We start from the raw sequence: 14,584 nt of genomic DNA, 5'->3' as shown, positions 1-14,584 counted from the left end.
GGGAGTAACAATGAAAAACAGTGAACTGGAAAAACTGATCAACGACAAACTGAACAGCGCGAGCTTCAGTGACTACGCGCCGAACGGCCTGCAGGTGGAAGGGCGTGAGCAGGTGCAGAAAATTGTCACCGGCGTGACCGCAAGCCAGGCGCTGATTGATGAAGCGGTGCGCCAGAAAGCCGATGCGGTGATTGTCCACCACGGCTATTTCTGGAAAGGCGAATCCCCGGTGATCCGCGGCATGAAGCGTAACCGTCTGAAAACGCTGCTGGAAAACGATATCAACCTCTACGGCTGGCACCTGCCGCTGGACGCCCACCCGGAGCTGGGGAACAACGCCCAGCTGGCGGCGCTACTCGGCATTAACATCATGGGTGAAATCGAGCCGCTGGTCCCCTGGGGCGAACTCTCCATGCCGGTACCGGGCCTCGAGCTGGCATCCTGGATTGAAGCCCGGCTGGGGCGTCGTCCGCTCTGGAGCGGCGATACCGGGCCGGACCGGGTACAGCGCGTCGCCTGGTGTACCGGCGGCGGGCAGGGCTTTATCGACAGCGCGGCGCGTTTTGGCGTCGATGCCTTTATTACCGGCGAAGTGTCGGAGCAGACCATTCACTCTGCCCGGGAGCAGGGGCTGCATTTCTATGCGGCGGGACACCATGCTACAGAACGCGGCGGCATTCGCGCCCTCGGCGAATGGCTGACGGAAGCCACTGACCTGGATGTCACCTTTGTGGATATCCCTAATCCAGCCTGATGAGAGGTGTATAAGTGCAGAGAGCACGTTGTTATCTGTTAGGCGAAACCGCCGTGGTGCTGGAACTGGAGCCGCCGGTCACCCTGGCGACGCAAAAGCGGATCTGGCGCTTAACTCAGCGACTGGGTGAAATCCCCGAGGTGGTGGAAGCCATTCCCGGGATGAATAACATCACCGTAGTGCTTCGCAATCCCCACTCGCTGGCGCTGGATGCTATTGAGCGTCTGCAGCGCTGGTGGGAGGAGAGCGAGGCGCTCGAGCCCGAGTCCCGCTATATCGAAATCCCCGTGGTCTATGGTACCGCTGTGGGCCCCGATCTGGGCGAGGTGGCCCGGCACGCGGGGTTAACCGAGAAACAGGTCGTGGAACTCCACTCGTCCATTGATTATGTGGTCTGGTTTTTAGGTTTTCAGCCGGGCTTCCCTTATCTGGGCGGGCTGCCTGAGCAGCTGGCAACCCCGCGCCGGGATGAACCACGGCTGCAGGTACCGGCAGGCTCGGTGGGGATTGGCGGGGCGCAAACCGGCATTTACCCGTTAGCGACGCCTGGCGGCTGGCAGCTGATTGGGCACACCCCGTTGCCGCTGTTCGATCCACATCGTGACGAGCCGGTGCTGCTGCGACCGGGCGATACCGTGCGGTTTATCCCGCAGAAGGAGGGGGTATGCTAAAAATACTTCGCGCAGGACTCTATACCTCGGTGCAGGACGGCGGGCGCATCGGTTTTCGCCAGTCGGGGATCAGCTACTGCGGCGCGCTGGATAAACCGGCCCTGCAGATTGGCAATATCCTGGTGGGCAACGACCCGGACGATGCCGCGCTGGAGATCACCCTCGGGCAGTGTACTTTCGAATTTGAACAGGACGGCTGGTTTGCCCTGACCGGCGCGGGCTGTGACGCCCGGCTTGACGGCGCGGCGGTCTGGACCGGCTGGCGTCTGCCGGTGAAAGCCGGACAACAGCTTACCCTCAATCGCCCCCGCCGCGGCATGCGCAGCTATCTGGCGATTGCAGGCGGCATTGACGTACCGTCGGTGATGAACTCCCTCAGCACCGATCTGAAGGTGGGCCTCGGCGGCCACGAAGGGCGTCTGCTGAAAGATGGCGATCGGCTGGCCGTCCGGCCCGGCGGGCGCAGGTTCCTTGAAGCGCAGGGCGTAAAGCAGCTGCTGTGGGATAACCGCGTGCGCGCCTTGCCGGGGCCGGAGTATCACGAGTTTGATAAAGCCTCGCAGGATGCGCTCTGGCGACTGCCGTGGCAGCTCAGCCCGCAGAGTAACCGTATGGGCTATCGCCTGCAGGGGCAGAAGCTGGTGCGCACCACCGAGCGTGAGATGCTGTCGCACGGCCTGCTGCCGGGCGTTATCCAGGTGCCGCACAACGGGCAGCCGATTGTGCTGATGAATGACGCCCAGACCACCGGAGGCTATCCGCGGATCGCCTGCATCATCGAGGCCGACATGTACCACCTGGCGCAGGCCCCGCTCGGACAGCCAATCCACTTTGTCCCCTGTACGCTGGAAGAGGCGCTCGATGCGCGACGCATACAGAGGCAGTACATCGAACAGCTGGCGTGGAGGTTGCATGATCGCGGTTGATTTAAATGCCGATTTAGGCGAAGGCTGCGGCAGCGATGCCGCGTTGTTACAGCTGGTGTCGTCGGCCAACATCGCCTGCGGTTTTCATGCCGGCGATGCCCGGACCATGCTGTCCTGCGTGCGTGAGGCGCTGAAAAACGGGGTCGCCATCGGGGCGCACCCGAGCTTCCCGGATCGGGAAAACTTTGGCCGCACGGCCATGTCCCTGCCGCCGGAGACGGTCTACGCGCAGATGCTGTACCAGATTGGTGCCCTGGCGGCGATCGTTCGCGCCGAAGGGGGGCAGCTGCGTCACGTCAAACCTCACGGCATGCTCTATAACCAGGCGGCAAAAGATCGCGACCTGGCCGATGCCATCGCCCGGGCCATCGCTACCGTCGATCCGGATTTGATTCTGGTGGGGCTGGCGGGGAGCGAGCTGATCCGTGCCGGGACGCGTTATGGCCTGATTACCCGGGAAGAGGTGTTTGCCGATCGCGGATATCAGGCGGACGGCAGCCTGGTGCCGCGTACCCAGCCCGGGGCGCTGATCGCGGATGAAGATCAGGCCCTGGCGCAAACCCTGGAGATGATCCAGCGCGGCCGGGTGAAAAGTATCACCGGCGAATGGGCAATCGTGCACGCGCAGACGGTGTGCATCCACGGTGACGGAGAACATGCGCTGGCCTTTGCCCGTCGCCTGAGTACAGAATTTGAAGCAAACAATATAAAAATCAGTGCATAACGCACACCTGCAAACACAACAGGAAAAACATCATGGCAGAGACGCTGTCCCTCTGGCCACTCATCGGTATCGCGGTGATTGTGGTCGGGTTTCTTTTACGCTTTAACCCGGTGCTGGTGGTCATTGTCGCCGGGATCGTCACTGGCCTCGCGGCGCAAATGCCCATCGCCACCATTCTGGAAAAGCTGGGGGAGGGGTTCCTCAATACCCGTAACCTGCCGTACATCCTGCTGATCCCGCTGGCGGTTATCGGCCTGCTGGAGCGCCACGGCCTGAAAGAGCGGGCGCAGGCGTGGATCGCGAAGATCCACAGCGCCACCGCCGGTCGTCTGCTGATCGTCTATCTGTTTGTCCGGGAAGCGACCGCGGCAATGGGGCTGACCAGCCTCGGCGGCCATCCGCAGATGGTGCGCCCGCTGCTGGCACCGATGGCGGAAGGGGCGGCAGAAAAACAGTATGGCGAACTGCCGGGGGCGGTGCGCTATCGCCTGCGGGCGATGTCGGCAGCCACCGACAACGTCGGGCTGTTCTTTGGCGAAGATATCTTTGTCGCCTTTGGTGCCATCATCTTTATGCATAACTTTATGCTCGAATCCGGCGGGATCCAGACCGAACCACTGCACATCGCCCTGTGGGGGATCCCGACCGCGCTCTGCGCCTTTGCGATCCACGCCACCCGCCTGTACCGCCTGGATAAGCATCTGCAGCGTGAGCTGGCTAAAGTGCAGGGAGCAGCGAAATGAACTTCCAGCAAAGCTATCTCTACTGGCTGGCAGGCCTGATCCTGCTGATCGTGGCGCTGATGTCGTTTCGCGATAAAGCCAACCCGCGGCGTATCACGACCGGCCTGTTCTGGGGCATCTACGGCCTGCTGTTCCTGCTCGGCAACTGGACCTACGATCTGGTGGGCGACAAACGCACCGTCCATATCGCGGTGGGTGTAGCGGTGGTCGGGCTGGCGCTGATCGCCGGCTTTGGCGGCGTGCGGCTGGGCAGCTATCACCAGCGCACCCCTGAAGAGCGCGAGAGCAGCGCGAAGCGTCTCGGCAATCGCCTGTTCTTACCGGCGCTGGCCATTCCGGTGGTGACGGTCGTGGGCGTACTGATGTTTAACCACATTCCGGGCCTGCAGGAGACGCTGTTCGGGCCGGGCAACCACTCGACGCTGGTGACGCTGTTCTCGATGACCGTTGGCTCGCTGGTGGGACTGGCTATGGCGGTCAAAATGACCCACGAAAAGGTGCATCAGCCCCTGCAGGAGGCGCGCCGTCTGCTCGACTCTATTGGCTGGGCCTTTATTCTGCCGCAGATCCTCGCCACCCTTGGCCTGCTGTTTACTGCCGCCGGGGTCGGGGAGGGGATTTCCTGGCTTACCCAGACCTATCTGGCGGTCGACAGCCGGTTTATCGCGGTGGTGGTCTATGCTGTGGGCATGGCGCTGCTGACCATGGTGATGGGCAATGCCTTTGCTGCCTTCCCGATTGTTACTGCCGGGATCGGCATTCCGATCCTGGTGCTGCAACATGGCGGCAACCCGGCGGTCATGGCGGCGATAGGCATGTTCTCCGGCTACTGCGGTACCCTGATGACGCCGATGGCGGCCAACTTCAACATCGTGCCCGCCGCGCTGCTGGAGCTGCCGGATAAAAATGCGGTCATCAAAGCGCAGATCCCTACCGGGGTGCTGCTGCTGATCGCCAACGTGTTTCTGCTCTACTTCCTGATGTTCCTGTAAGGAGAAATGATGCAAACCGTATTAATCACGGGATTTGAGCCCTTTGGCGGCGAAACCGTTAACCCGTCCTGGGAAGTGGTGAAGCTGCTGGATGGGATGATTATTGACGACTGCCGGGTGGTGGCGCGGCAGCTGCCCTGCGTTTTTGGCGAGTCGTTAGAGGTACTGAATGCGGCCATCGACGCGCTTCAGCCCTCCGTGGTGCTGGCGATAGGCCAGGCCGGGGGCCGCGTGGATGTGACCGTCGAGCGGGTGGCGATCAACGTTGATGACGCCCGCATCCCGGATAACCGCGGGCAGCAGCCCGTGGATGTCGCTATCGTGCCGGACGGCCCGGCGGCCTGGTTCAGCACGCTGCCGATCAAGGCCATGGTCGAGGCGCTGCGCGAGGCCGGTATTCCTGCTTCGGTTTCGCAGACCGCTGGCACCTTCGTCTGTAATCACGTGATGTATGGCGTGCTGCACAAGCTGGCTGACCGACCAGAGGTGAAAGGCGGGTTTATCCATATTCCGTACCTGCCCGAGCAGGCGGCGGCGCATCCTGGTGCCCCGAGCATGGCGAGGCAAACCCTGAAGCAGGCGCTGGAGATTGCCATTGCGGTGGCGCTGCGTCAGGCGCACGACATCAAAGTGGTGGGCGGCGCGACGCACTAACCAAGGAGTTACCATGCCAGAAGGACCAGAGATCCGCCGCGCGGCGGATAGCCTGGAGGCGGCGATAAAAGGCAAACCGCTCACCGACGTGTGGTTTGCTTTTCCTCAGTTAAAACCCTTTGAGTCCCGGCTTATCGGGGAGAAGGTTACGCAGCTGGAGACGCGCGGCAAAGCGCTGCTGACGCACTTTTCTAACCAGCTGACGCTCTACAGCCATAACCAGCTTTACGGCGTCTGGCGGGTAGCGGAGACCGGTCAGGAGCCGCAGACCACACGGGTGCTGCGCGTAAAGCTTCAGACCGCGGATAAAACCATTCTGCTCTACAGCGCCTCGGATATTGAGATGCTGCTGCCGGAACAGCTCAGCACCCATCCCTTTCTGCAGCGGGTCGGGCCGGATGTGCTGGATTTACGCCTGACGGCAGACGATGTGAAAGCGCGCTTGTTGTCAGCAAAATTCCGCAACCGGCAGTTTTCCGGGCTGCTGCTGGATCAGGGGTTTCTGGCCGGTTTAGGCAACTATTTGCGGGTCGAGATCCTGTGGCATGTAGGGCTGGCGGCGCAGCACAAGGCGTCACAGCTCACCGAACAACAGCTCGATGCCCTGTCCCACGCCCTGCTGGATATCCCGCGACTGTCGTACAACACCCGCGGGGTGGTAAATGACAAGAAGCATCACGGGGCGTTGTTCCGGTTTAAGGTGTTTCATCGGGCGGGCAAAAAGTGTGAGCGCTGCGGTGGGGTAATTGAGAAAACGACGCTGTCATCGAGGCCGTTTTACTGGTGTCCAGGGTGCCAGACATAAAAAAGCCGGGTGGCGCTAACGCTTACCCGGCCTACATCGCTTTTGTAGGCCCGGCAAGCGTCGCGCCGCCGGGCGTTTTTGTTAGCGTTTGGTAATATCCGTTTCGAAATTACGCTGCTCGTAGCCGGTGTACAGCTGACGTGGACGCGCAATTTTCATCCCGTCGGTGTGCATTTCGTTCCAGTGTGCAATCCAGCCCACGGTACGCGCCATCGCGAAGATCACGGTAAACATGGAAGACGGAATGCCCATCGCTTTCAGGATGATACCGGAGTAGAAGTCGACGTTCGGGTAGAGTTTCTTCTCGATGAAGTACGGGTCGTTCAGCGCGATGTGCTCCAGCTCCATCGCTACCTGCAGCAGGTCATCTTTGGTGCCCAGCTCTTTCAGTACTTCATGGCAGGTTTCACGCATCACGGTTGCGCGCGGATCGTAGTTTTTGTAAACACGGTGACCGAAGCCCATCAGACGGAAGGAGTCATTCTTGTCTTTCGCACGACGTACGAATTCAGGAATGTGCTCAACGGAGCTGATCTCTTCCAGCATCTTCAGTGCGGCTTCGTTCGCGCCGCCGTGGGCCGGTCCCCACAGGGAGGCAATACCTGCTGCGATACAGGCGAACGGGTTAGCGCCGGAGGAGCCCGCGGTACGCACGGTAGAGGTAGAGGCGTTCTGCTCGTGGTCAGCATGCAGGATCAGAATACGATCCATAGCGCGTTCCAGCACCGGGTTCACTTCGTACTCTTCGCACGGCGTAGCGAACATCATACGCAGGAAGTTACCGGCGTAGGAGAGGTCGTTACGGGGATAAACAAACGGCTGTCCGATGGAGTATTTGTAACACATCGCGGCCATGGTAGGCATTTTGGACAGCAGACGGAATGCGGCGATATCGCGGTGACGTGGGTTATTGACGTCCAGGGAGTCATGGTAGAACGCAGCCAGCGCGCCGGTGATGCCGCACATTACCGCCATCGGATGCGAATCACGACGGAACGCATGGAACAGACGGGTGATCTGCTCATGAATCATGGTGTGGCGGGTAACGGTGGTTTTGAACTCATCGTACTGTTCCTGGGTCGGCTTTTCGCCGTTCAGCAGGATGTAGCACACTTCCAGATAGTTGGACTCAGTGGCTAATTGATCGATGGGGAAACCGCGGTGCAGCAGGATGCCTTCGTCACCGTCGATATAGGTGATTTTAGACTCGCAAGATGCGGTAGAGGTGAAACCCGGGTCGAAGGTGAAGACACCTTTTGAACCCAACGTACGGATATCAATAACATCCTGACCGAGCGTGCCTTTTAGCACATCCAGTTCAATAGCAGCGTCACCATTTAGGGTGAGTTTTGCCTTAGTATCAGCCATTTACGGTCTCCTTAGCGCCTTATTGCTTAAGACTGCCCTTAACCGGATTTGCATTCAGCTAATTTATCATTGTTACCAGTTTGTTATTTGGCTCGCCGCTCAGCTCACGAGGAGAAACCAGGGTACAGAGCAATGGCGCTAGCAGGTAAACAAATGAGAAATCAGAGAAATAACAGCAAATCAGTGTTTGTGCAGTCCGAATTATTCAAACCTGTATATCACTAATAACTGTCCTGATAACTTCGGTCAATACCATCACACTGTTACATAACTTATTCTCAGGTGAAAGAGAGACCTCATAACTTTTGCGCATTATATGCCTTTTCTGGTGATGTTTGTAACAATAATGTTTAACATTTGTCAAATCAGATGATTAAAAATTAAAAAGATGTTGTTATCGTGACCCTGATCACTGTTCCGCATAAAACCAGACAAACTGTATGTAGGTTAATTGTAATGATTTTGTGAACGGCCTATACTGCCGCCAGGTCTCCGGAAAACCCTGCAATCCCGAGCCAACCAGCGTTGTAACGTGTCATTTAAGCATCTGGAAGCAATGTTTTGCATGACGCACAGTTATATAAAAGGCACGCTGTCTGACCCGCATCGCAGTCCGGAGGAAGGAAACTATAAGAACAGCATGTGGGCGTTATTCATGATAAGAAATGTGAAAAAACAAAGACCTGTCAATCTGGATCTCAAAACGATCCGATTCCCCGTAACGGCAATAGCGTCCATCCTTCATCGTGTATCCGGTGTGATCACGTTTGTCGCGGTGGGTATCCTGTTATGGTTACTGGGTACCAGCCTCTCGTCTCCGGAAGGATTCCAGCAGGCCTCCGACATCATGAACGGTTTCTTCGTGAAATTTATCATGTGGGGCATCCTGACCGCGCTGGCCTATCACGTTGTTGGCGGTGTCCGCCACATGCTGATGGACTTCGGCTATCTGGAAGAGACCTTCGAAGCTGGCAAACGCACCGCTAACATTTCATTTGTCATCACTGTCGTGCTCGCACTTCTCGCAGGAGTTCTCGTATGGTAAGCAACGCCTCCGCATTTGGACGCAACGGCGTACATGACTTCATTCTGGTCCGTGCTACCGCTATCGTTCTCACCCTCTACATCATCTACCTGATCGGTTTCTTTGCCACCAGCGGCGACCTGACGTGGGAAATCTGGACCGGTTTCTTCGGTTCGGCATTCACCAAAGTCTTCACCCTGCTGGCGCTGGCCTCCATCCTGATCCACGCATGGATTGGCATGTGGCAGGTATTGACCGACTACGTTAAACCCGTGGCGATTCGCCTCGTTCTGCAACTGGCTATCGTGGTTGCGCTTGCGGTTTACGTTATTTATGGATTCGTTGTGGTGTGGGGTGTGTGATGAAACTGCCAGTCAGAGAATTTGATGCTGTAGTGATTGGTGCCGGTGGCGCAGGTATGCGCGCGGCGCTGCAAATTTCCCAGAGCGGCCAGAGCTGTGCGCTGCTTTCTAAAGTCTTCCCGACCCGTTCCCATACCGTATCTGCGCAGGGTGGTATCACCGTAGCGCTCGGTAATACCCATGAAGATAACTGGGAATGGCATATGTACGACACGGTGAAAGGCTCCGATTACATCGGTGACCAGGACGCCATTGAATATATGTGTAAAACCGGCCCGGAAGCGATTCTGGAGCTGGACCATATGGGTCTGCCGTTCTCCCGCCTGGAAAATGGCACCATCTATCAACGTCCGTTTGGCGGCCAGTCGAAAGATTTCGGCGGCGAGCAGGCGGCACGTACCGCGGCTGCGGCTGACCGTACCGGTCACGCCCTGCTGCATACCCTGTATCAGCAGAACCTTAAGAACAAGACCACCATCTTCTCCGAATGGTATGCGCTGGATCTGGTGAAAAACGAAGATGGCGCGATCGTTGGTTGTACCGCGCTGTGCATCGAAACCGGTGAAGTGGTCTACTTCAAAGCCCGCGCCACCGTGTTGGCCACCGGCGGGGCAGGCCGTATTTACCAGTCCACCACTAACGCCCATATCAACACCGGTGACGGTGTCGGTATGGCAATCCGCGCTGGCGTGCCGGTGCAGGATATGGAGATGTGGCAGTTCCACCCAACCGGTATCGCCGGTGCAGGCGTTCTGGTGACGGAAGGCTGCCGTGGTGAAGGTGGCTACCTGCTGAACAAACACGGCGAGCGCTTCATGGAGCGTTATGCCCCGAATGCGAAAGACCTGGCGGGTCGTGACGTGGTGGCGCGTTCCATCATGATCGAAATCCGTGAAGGCCGCGGCTGTGACGGCCCATGGGGTCCACACGCGAAGCTGAAACTCGACCATCTGGGTAAAGAGGTGCTGGAATCCCGTCTGCCGGGCATTCTGGAGCTGTCCCGCACCTTCGCTCACGTCGACCCGGTGAAAGAGCCGATTCCGGTTATCCCAACCTGCCACTACATGATGGGCGGTATTCCGACCAAAGTGACCGGCCAGGCGCTGACCGTGAACGAGCAGGGCGAAGATGTGGTGATTCCGGGCCTGTTCGCGGTAGGCGAAATTGCCTGCGTATCTGTACACGGTGCCAACCGTCTGGGCGGCAACTCCCTGCTCGACCTGGTGGTGTTTGGTCGTGCGGTGGGTCTGCATCTGCAGGAGTCCATTGCCGAGCAGGGTCCGCTGCGTGATGCCACCGACGCCAATATCGACGCCTCTCTGGAGCGTCTGAATCGCTGGAACGGTAACCGCAACGGCGAAGATCCGGTGGAAATCCGTAAGGCGCTGCAGGAGTGCATGCAGCACAACTTCTCGGTATTCCGTGAAGGCGATGCGATGGCGAAAGGGCTTGAGCAGCTGAAAGCGATCCGCGAGCGTCTGAAAAATGCCCGTCTGGACGATACCTCCAGCGAGTTCAACACCCAGCGCGTCGAGTGTCTGGAGCTGGATAACCTGATGGAAACCGCTTATGCAACCGCGGTCTCTGCAAACTTCCGTACCGAAAGCCGTGGCGCGCATAGCCGCTTCGACTTCCCGGATCGTGACGACGAAAACTGGCTGTGCCATTCCCTGTATCTGCCAGAGTCGGAATCCATGACACGTCGTAGCGTCAATATGGAACCGAAACTGCGTCCGGCGTTCCCGCCGAAGATTCGTACTTATTAATGCGGAGACAGGACAATGAAACTCGAATTCTCAGTTTATCGTTATAACCCGGATGTTGATGACGCTCCGCGTATGCAGGATTACACCCTGGAAGCGGAAGAAGGTCGCGACATGATGCTGCTTGATGCCTTAATGCAGCTGAAGGAAAAAGATCCGACACTGTCATTCCGTCGTTCCTGCCGTGAAGGGGTTTGTGGCTCCGACGGCCTGAACATGAATGGCAAAAACGGTCTGGCCTGTATCACCCCGATCTCGGCGCTCAACCGTCCTGGTCAGAAAATTGTTATCCGTCCTCTGCCAGGCCTGCCGGTGGTGCGTGATTTGGTGGTGGACATGGGGCAATTCTATGCACAATATGAGAAGATTAAGCCTTACTTGTTGAATAATGGGCAAAATCCACCCGCTCGCGAGCATTTACAGTCGCCAGAGCAGCGTGAAAAACTCGATGGCCTGTATGAGTGTATTCTCTGCGCATGTTGTTCGACCTCTTGCCCGTCGTTCTGGTGGAACCCGGACAAGTTTATCGGCCCGGCTGGCCTGCTGGCAGCGTATCGCTTCCTGATTGACAGCCGTGATACCGAAACCGACAACCGCCTGGAAGGGCTGAGTGATGCTTTCAGCGTATTCCGCTGCCACAGCATCATGAACTGCGTCAGTGTATGTCCTAAGGGGCTGAACCCGACGCGCGCCATCGGCCACATTAAGTCGATGTTGTTGCAGCGCAGTGCGTAAGTAACAACGCCGGATGGCGCTGCGCTTATCCGGCCTACTGTTACGTAGGCCCGGTAAGCGTAGCGTCACCGGGCAAAATGCAGAAACCTTTAAAAACTGCCCTGAAGTTTAGACAGTTTCTAAAGGTTCCTTCGCGAGCCGCTATATAAAGAAGAGCTCGCAGGTGAACCCCGGCACGTACACGTGGTGTGCGTGGTAGTTTCTACGGCGAAAGTAAGCATAAAAATGCTTAAGGGATCACGATGCAGAACGGCGCAATGAAAGCCTGGCTGGACTCTTCATTCCTCTCTGGTGCAAACCAAAGCTGGATTGAACAGCTCTATGAAGACTTCTTAACCGACCCTGACTCAGTGGACGCTAACTGGCGTTCGATGTTCCAGCAGTTACCTGGAACAGGAGTCAAACCGGATCAATTTCATTCCAAAACACGTGATTATTTCCGTCGTCTGGCGAAGGATGCCTCACGTTACTCTTCCGCCATCTCCGACCCTGACACCAATGCAAAGCAGGTTAAAGTCCTGCAGCTGATTAACGCCTACCGTTTCCGTGGCCACCAGCATGCGAATCTGGATCCGCTGGGGTTGTGGCAGCAGGAGCGTGTGGCAGATCTCGATCCGGCTTATCACGATCTGACCGAAGCTGATTTCCAGGAAACCTTCAACGTAGGTTCTTTCGCCATCGGCAAAGACACGATGAAGCTGGGCGAGCTGCTGACTGCGCTGAAGCAGACCTACTGCGGCTCTATCGGTGCGGAATATATGCACATCACCTCCACCGAAGAGAAACGCTGGATCCAGCAGCGCATTGAATCGGTTGCCGGTAAATCCACCTTCAATGCCGACGAGAAAAAACGCTTCCTGAGCGAACTGACCGCCGCAGAAGGGCTGGAGCGCTACCTCGGTGCCAAATTCCCGGGTGCAAAACGCTTCTCGCTGGAAGGCGGCGATGCGCTGGTACCAATGCTGAAAGAGCTGATCCGCCATGCGGGCAACAGCGGGACCCGCGAAGTGGTGCTGGGTATGGCGCACCGTGGTCGTCTGAACGTGCTGATCAACGTGCTGGGTAAAAAGCCGCAGGATCTGTTCGACGAATTCGCGGGCAAACATAAAGAACACCTCGGTACCGGTGACGTGAAGTACCACATGGGCTTCTCATCGGATATCGAAACCAAAGGCGGCCTGGTCCACATGGCGCTGGCGTTTAACCCATCGCACCTCGAGATCGTGAGCCCGGTAGTGATCGGCTCCGTGCGCGCGCGTCTGGATCGTCTGGACGAGCCGAGCAGTAACAAAGTGCTGCCAATCACCATTCACGGCGATGCGGCGATCACCGGTCAGGGCGTGGTTCAGGAAACCCTGAACATGTCGAAAGCACGTGGTTACGAAGTGGGCGGTACCGTTCGCATCGTGATCAACAACCAGGTGGGCTTCACCACCTCCAACCCACTGGATGCGCGTTCCACGCCATACTGCACCGACATCGGTAAGATGGTTCAGGCACCGATCTTCCACGTTAACGCGGATGACCCGGAAGCCGTGGCTTTCGTCACCCGTCTGGCGCTGGACTTCCGTAACACCTTCAAGCGTGACGTGCTCATCGACCTGTTCTGCTATCGCCGTCACGGCCATAACGAAGCGGACGAGCCGAGTGCAACCCAGCCGCTGATGTACCAGAAAATCAAAAAGCATCCGACCCCGCGCAAAATCTATGCTGACAAGCTGGAAAGCGAGAAAGTGGTTACGCTGGAAGATGCCACCGAGATGGTCAATCTCTACCGTGATGCGCTGGATGCCGGCGAGTGCGTGGTGAAAGAGCTGCGTCCGATGAACATGCACTCCTTTACCTGGTCGCCGTACCTCAACCACGAGTGGGATGAGAGCTACCCGAACAAGGTCGAGATGAAGCGTCTGCAGGAGCTGGCAAAACGCATCAGCACTGTACCTGAAGCGATCGAAATGCAGTCCCGCGTGCAGAAAATCTACTCTGACCGTCAGTCCATGGCGGCAGGCGAGAAGCTGTTCGACTGGGGCGGGGCAGAAAACCTGGCCTATGCGACCCTGGTTGACGAAGGCATTCCGGTTCGTCTGTCCGGTGAAGATGCCGGTCGTGGCACCTTCTTCCACCGCCACGCGGTTATTCATAACCAGACCAACGGTTCCACCTACACCCCGCTGCAGCACGTGCACAACGGTCAGGGCCAGTTTAAGGTCTGGGATTCCGTGCTGTCTGAAGAAGCGGTCCTGGCGTTTGAATACGGTTACGCCACCGCAGAACCCCGCACCCTGACCATCTGGGAAGCGCAGTTCGGCGACTTCGCCAACGGTGCGCAGGTGGTTATCGACCAGTTCATCTCCTCTGGCGAACAGAAGTGGGGCCGTATGTGTGGCCTGGTGATGCTGCTGCCGCACGGCTACGAAGGGCAGGGGCCGGAGCACTCCTCCGCGCGTCTGGAACGTTATCTGCAACTCTGCGCTGAGCAGAACATGCAGGTTTGCGTGCCGTCCACCCCGGCTCAGGTTTACCACATGCTGCGTCGTCAGGCGCTGCGCGGTATGCGCCGTCCGCTGGTGGTCATGTCGCCGAAATCCCTGCTGCGTCACCCGCTGGCGGTCTCCAGCCTGGATGAGCTGGCAAACGGCACCTTCCTGCCGGCGATTGGCGAGATTGACGAGCTGGATCCACAGGCGGTTAAACGCGTGGTGATGTGTTCTGGTAAGGTTTACTACGACCTGCTGGAACAGCGCCGTAAGAACGATCAGAAAGATGTCGCCATCGTGCGTATCGAACAGCTTTATCCGTTCCCGCATCAGGCGATGCAGGACGTGCTGAAACAATATGCTCACGTACATGATTTTGTCTGGTGCCAGGAAGAGCCGCTTAACCAGGGCGCATGGTACTGCAGCCAGCATCATTTCCGTGAAGTGATTCCATTTGGGTCTGCCCTGCGTTACGCAGGTCGCCCGGCCTCCGCCTCTCCGGCGGTAGGGTATATGTCCGTTCACCAGAAGCAGCAACAAGATCTGGTCAATGACGCGCTGAACGTCGATTAATTAAAGGATACAT

At 57.8% G+C, this 14,584-nt stretch carries 15 protein-coding genes; 13 read left to right on the top strand and 2 right to left on the bottom strand.

Annotated elements, in window-relative coordinates; translation table 11 throughout:
* Positions 1–10 precede the first annotated feature (10 nt).
* From WFO70_RS10530 to nei, 8 genes are read left to right on the top strand one after another with little or no spacing between them, the layout of a single operon-like run.
* On the top strand, positions 11–754 hold the full coding sequence (locus tag WFO70_RS10530; RefSeq protein WP_337016009.1) for a type 2 GTP cyclohydrolase I: 744 nt from the start codon (positions 11–13) through the stop codon (positions 752–754).
* Between the two features lie 14 nt (positions 755–768).
* Positions 769–1,425, top strand: coding sequence for a 5-oxoprolinase subunit PxpB (gene pxpB / locus WFO70_RS10525; protein WP_337016007.1), 657 nt, complete (start codon positions 769–771; stop codon positions 1,423–1,425).
* Positions 1,419–2,351 (top strand): 5-oxoprolinase subunit PxpC, encoded by a 933-nt coding sequence (pxpC, locus tag WFO70_RS10520; protein WP_337016006.1) that lies wholly within the window; start codon positions 1,419–1,421, stop codon positions 2,349–2,351. Before pxpB ends, pxpC begins: the two co-directional genes overlap by 7 nt.
* A complete protein-coding gene (gene pxpA, locus WFO70_RS10515; RefSeq protein WP_337016657.1) occupies positions 2,341–3,075 on the top strand; it encodes a 5-oxoprolinase subunit PxpA in 735 nt (244 codons plus the stop codon). Before pxpC ends, pxpA begins: the two co-directional genes overlap by 11 nt.
* A 32-nt stretch (positions 3,076–3,107) precedes the next feature.
* The gene (locus WFO70_RS10510) at positions 3,108–3,818 is read left to right on the top strand and encodes a DUF969 domain-containing protein (RefSeq protein WP_337016005.1); all 711 of its coding nucleotides are present in this window, start codon (positions 3,108–3,110) and stop codon (positions 3,816–3,818) included.
* Positions 3,815–4,810 (top strand): DUF979 domain-containing protein, encoded by a 996-nt coding sequence (locus WFO70_RS10505; protein ID WP_337016004.1) that lies wholly within the window; start codon positions 3,815–3,817, stop codon positions 4,808–4,810. Before WFO70_RS10510 ends, WFO70_RS10505 begins: the two co-directional genes overlap by 4 nt.
* 9 nt (positions 4,811–4,819) lie before the next feature.
* The gene (gene pcp / locus WFO70_RS10500; RefSeq protein ID WP_337016003.1) at positions 4,820–5,464 is read left to right on the top strand and encodes a pyroglutamyl-peptidase I; all 645 of its coding nucleotides are present in this window, start codon (positions 4,820–4,822) and stop codon (positions 5,462–5,464) included.
* A 13-nt stretch (positions 5,465–5,477) separates the two neighbouring features.
* Positions 5,478–6,269 (top strand): endonuclease VIII, encoded by a 792-nt coding sequence (nei, locus tag WFO70_RS10495; RefSeq protein ID WP_337016002.1) that lies wholly within the window; start codon positions 5,478–5,480, stop codon positions 6,267–6,269.
* A gap of 81 nt (positions 6,270–6,350) precedes the next feature.
* Here nei and WFO70_RS10490 read toward each other — a convergent pair whose 3' ends face one another.
* Complete coding sequence (locus WFO70_RS10490; protein WP_337016000.1) at positions 6,351–7,637, bottom strand: citrate synthase; 1,287 nt, start codon at positions 7,635–7,637, stop codon at positions 6,351–6,353.
* Between the two features lie 205 nt (positions 7,638–7,842).
* The gene (locus WFO70_RS22505; protein ID WP_418936630.1) at positions 7,843–7,950 is read right to left on the bottom strand and encodes a hypothetical protein; all 108 of its coding nucleotides are present in this window, start codon (positions 7,948–7,950) and stop codon (positions 7,843–7,845) included.
* Between the two features lie 327 nt (positions 7,951–8,277).
* Here WFO70_RS22505 and sdhC point away from each other — a divergent pair, with 327 nt between their 5' ends.
* From sdhC to sucA, 5 genes are all read left to right on the top strand, one after another.
* Positions 8,278–8,682 carry a succinate dehydrogenase cytochrome b556 subunit gene (gene sdhC / locus WFO70_RS10485; RefSeq protein ID WP_337016656.1) on the top strand — a complete coding sequence of 135 codons (405 nt, stop codon included), beginning with the start codon at positions 8,278–8,280 and terminating at the stop codon, positions 8,680–8,682.
* On the top strand, positions 8,676–9,023 hold the full coding sequence (gene sdhD / locus WFO70_RS10480) for a succinate dehydrogenase membrane anchor subunit (protein ID WP_337015999.1): 348 nt from the start codon (positions 8,676–8,678) through the stop codon (positions 9,021–9,023). Before sdhC ends, sdhD begins: the two co-directional genes overlap by 7 nt.
* Positions 9,023–10,789, top strand: a complete 1,767-nt coding sequence (gene sdhA, locus WFO70_RS10475; protein WP_337015998.1) for a succinate dehydrogenase flavoprotein subunit — start codon at positions 9,023–9,025, stop codon at positions 10,787–10,789. Before sdhD ends, sdhA begins: the two co-directional genes overlap by 1 nt.
* A gap of 15 nt (positions 10,790–10,804) precedes the next feature.
* Complete coding sequence (sdhB, locus tag WFO70_RS10470; protein ID WP_103178719.1) at positions 10,805–11,521, top strand: succinate dehydrogenase iron-sulfur subunit SdhB; 717 nt, start codon at positions 10,805–10,807, stop codon at positions 11,519–11,521.
* Positions 11,522–11,763: 242 nt separating this feature from the next.
* Positions 11,764–14,571, top strand: coding sequence for a 2-oxoglutarate dehydrogenase E1 component (gene sucA / locus WFO70_RS10465; protein WP_337015997.1), 2,808 nt, complete (start codon positions 11,764–11,766; stop codon positions 14,569–14,571).
* The last annotated feature ends 13 nt before the right edge of the window (positions 14,572–14,584 follow it).

It is taken from the genome of Leclercia sp. AS011 (assembly GCF_037152535.1).
In the GTDB taxonomy this organism is placed as follows: domain Bacteria; phylum Pseudomonadota; class Gammaproteobacteria; order Enterobacterales; family Enterobacteriaceae; genus Enterobacter.
This window is presented reverse-complemented; position numbering and strand designations above follow the sequence as displayed.

Bases quoted from the DNA above. Each gene is read 5' to 3' on its own strand.
- WFO70_RS10530 (WP_337016009.1), top strand. From the start codon at position 11: ATGAAAAACAGTGAACTGGAAAAACTGATCAACGACAAACTGAACAGC.
- pxpC (WP_337016006.1), top strand. From the start codon at position 1,419: ATGCTAAAAATACTTCGCGCAGGACTCTATACCTCGGTGCAGGACGGC.
- WFO70_RS10510 (WP_337016005.1), top strand. From the start codon at position 3,108: ATGGCAGAGACGCTGTCCCTCTGGCCACTCATCGGTATCGCGGTGATT.
- WFO70_RS10505 (WP_337016004.1), top strand. From the start codon at position 3,815: ATGAACTTCCAGCAAAGCTATCTCTACTGGCTGGCAGGCCTGATCCTG.
- pcp (WP_337016003.1), top strand. From the start codon at position 4,820: ATGCAAACCGTATTAATCACGGGATTTGAGCCCTTTGGCGGCGAAACC.
- nei (WP_337016002.1), top strand. From the start codon at position 5,478: ATGCCAGAAGGACCAGAGATCCGCCGCGCGGCGGATAGCCTGGAGGCG.
- WFO70_RS10490 (WP_337016000.1), bottom strand. From the start codon at position 7,637: ATGGCTGATACTAAGGCAAAACTCACCCTAAATGGTGACGCTGCTATT.
- WFO70_RS22505 (WP_418936630.1), bottom strand. From the start codon at position 7,950: ATGCGCAAAAGTTATGAGGTCTCTCTTTCACCTGAGAATAAGTTATGT.
- sdhC (WP_337016656.1), top strand. From the start codon at position 8,278: ATGTGGGCGTTATTCATGATAAGAAATGTGAAAAAACAAAGACCTGTC.
- sdhD (WP_337015999.1), top strand. From the start codon at position 8,676: ATGGTAAGCAACGCCTCCGCATTTGGACGCAACGGCGTACATGACTTC.
- sdhA (WP_337015998.1), top strand. From the start codon at position 9,023: ATGAAACTGCCAGTCAGAGAATTTGATGCTGTAGTGATTGGTGCCGGT.
- sdhB (WP_103178719.1), top strand. From the start codon at position 10,805: ATGAAACTCGAATTCTCAGTTTATCGTTATAACCCGGATGTTGATGAC.
- sucA (WP_337015997.1), top strand. From the start codon at position 11,764: ATGCAGAACGGCGCAATGAAAGCCTGGCTGGACTCTTCATTCCTCTCT.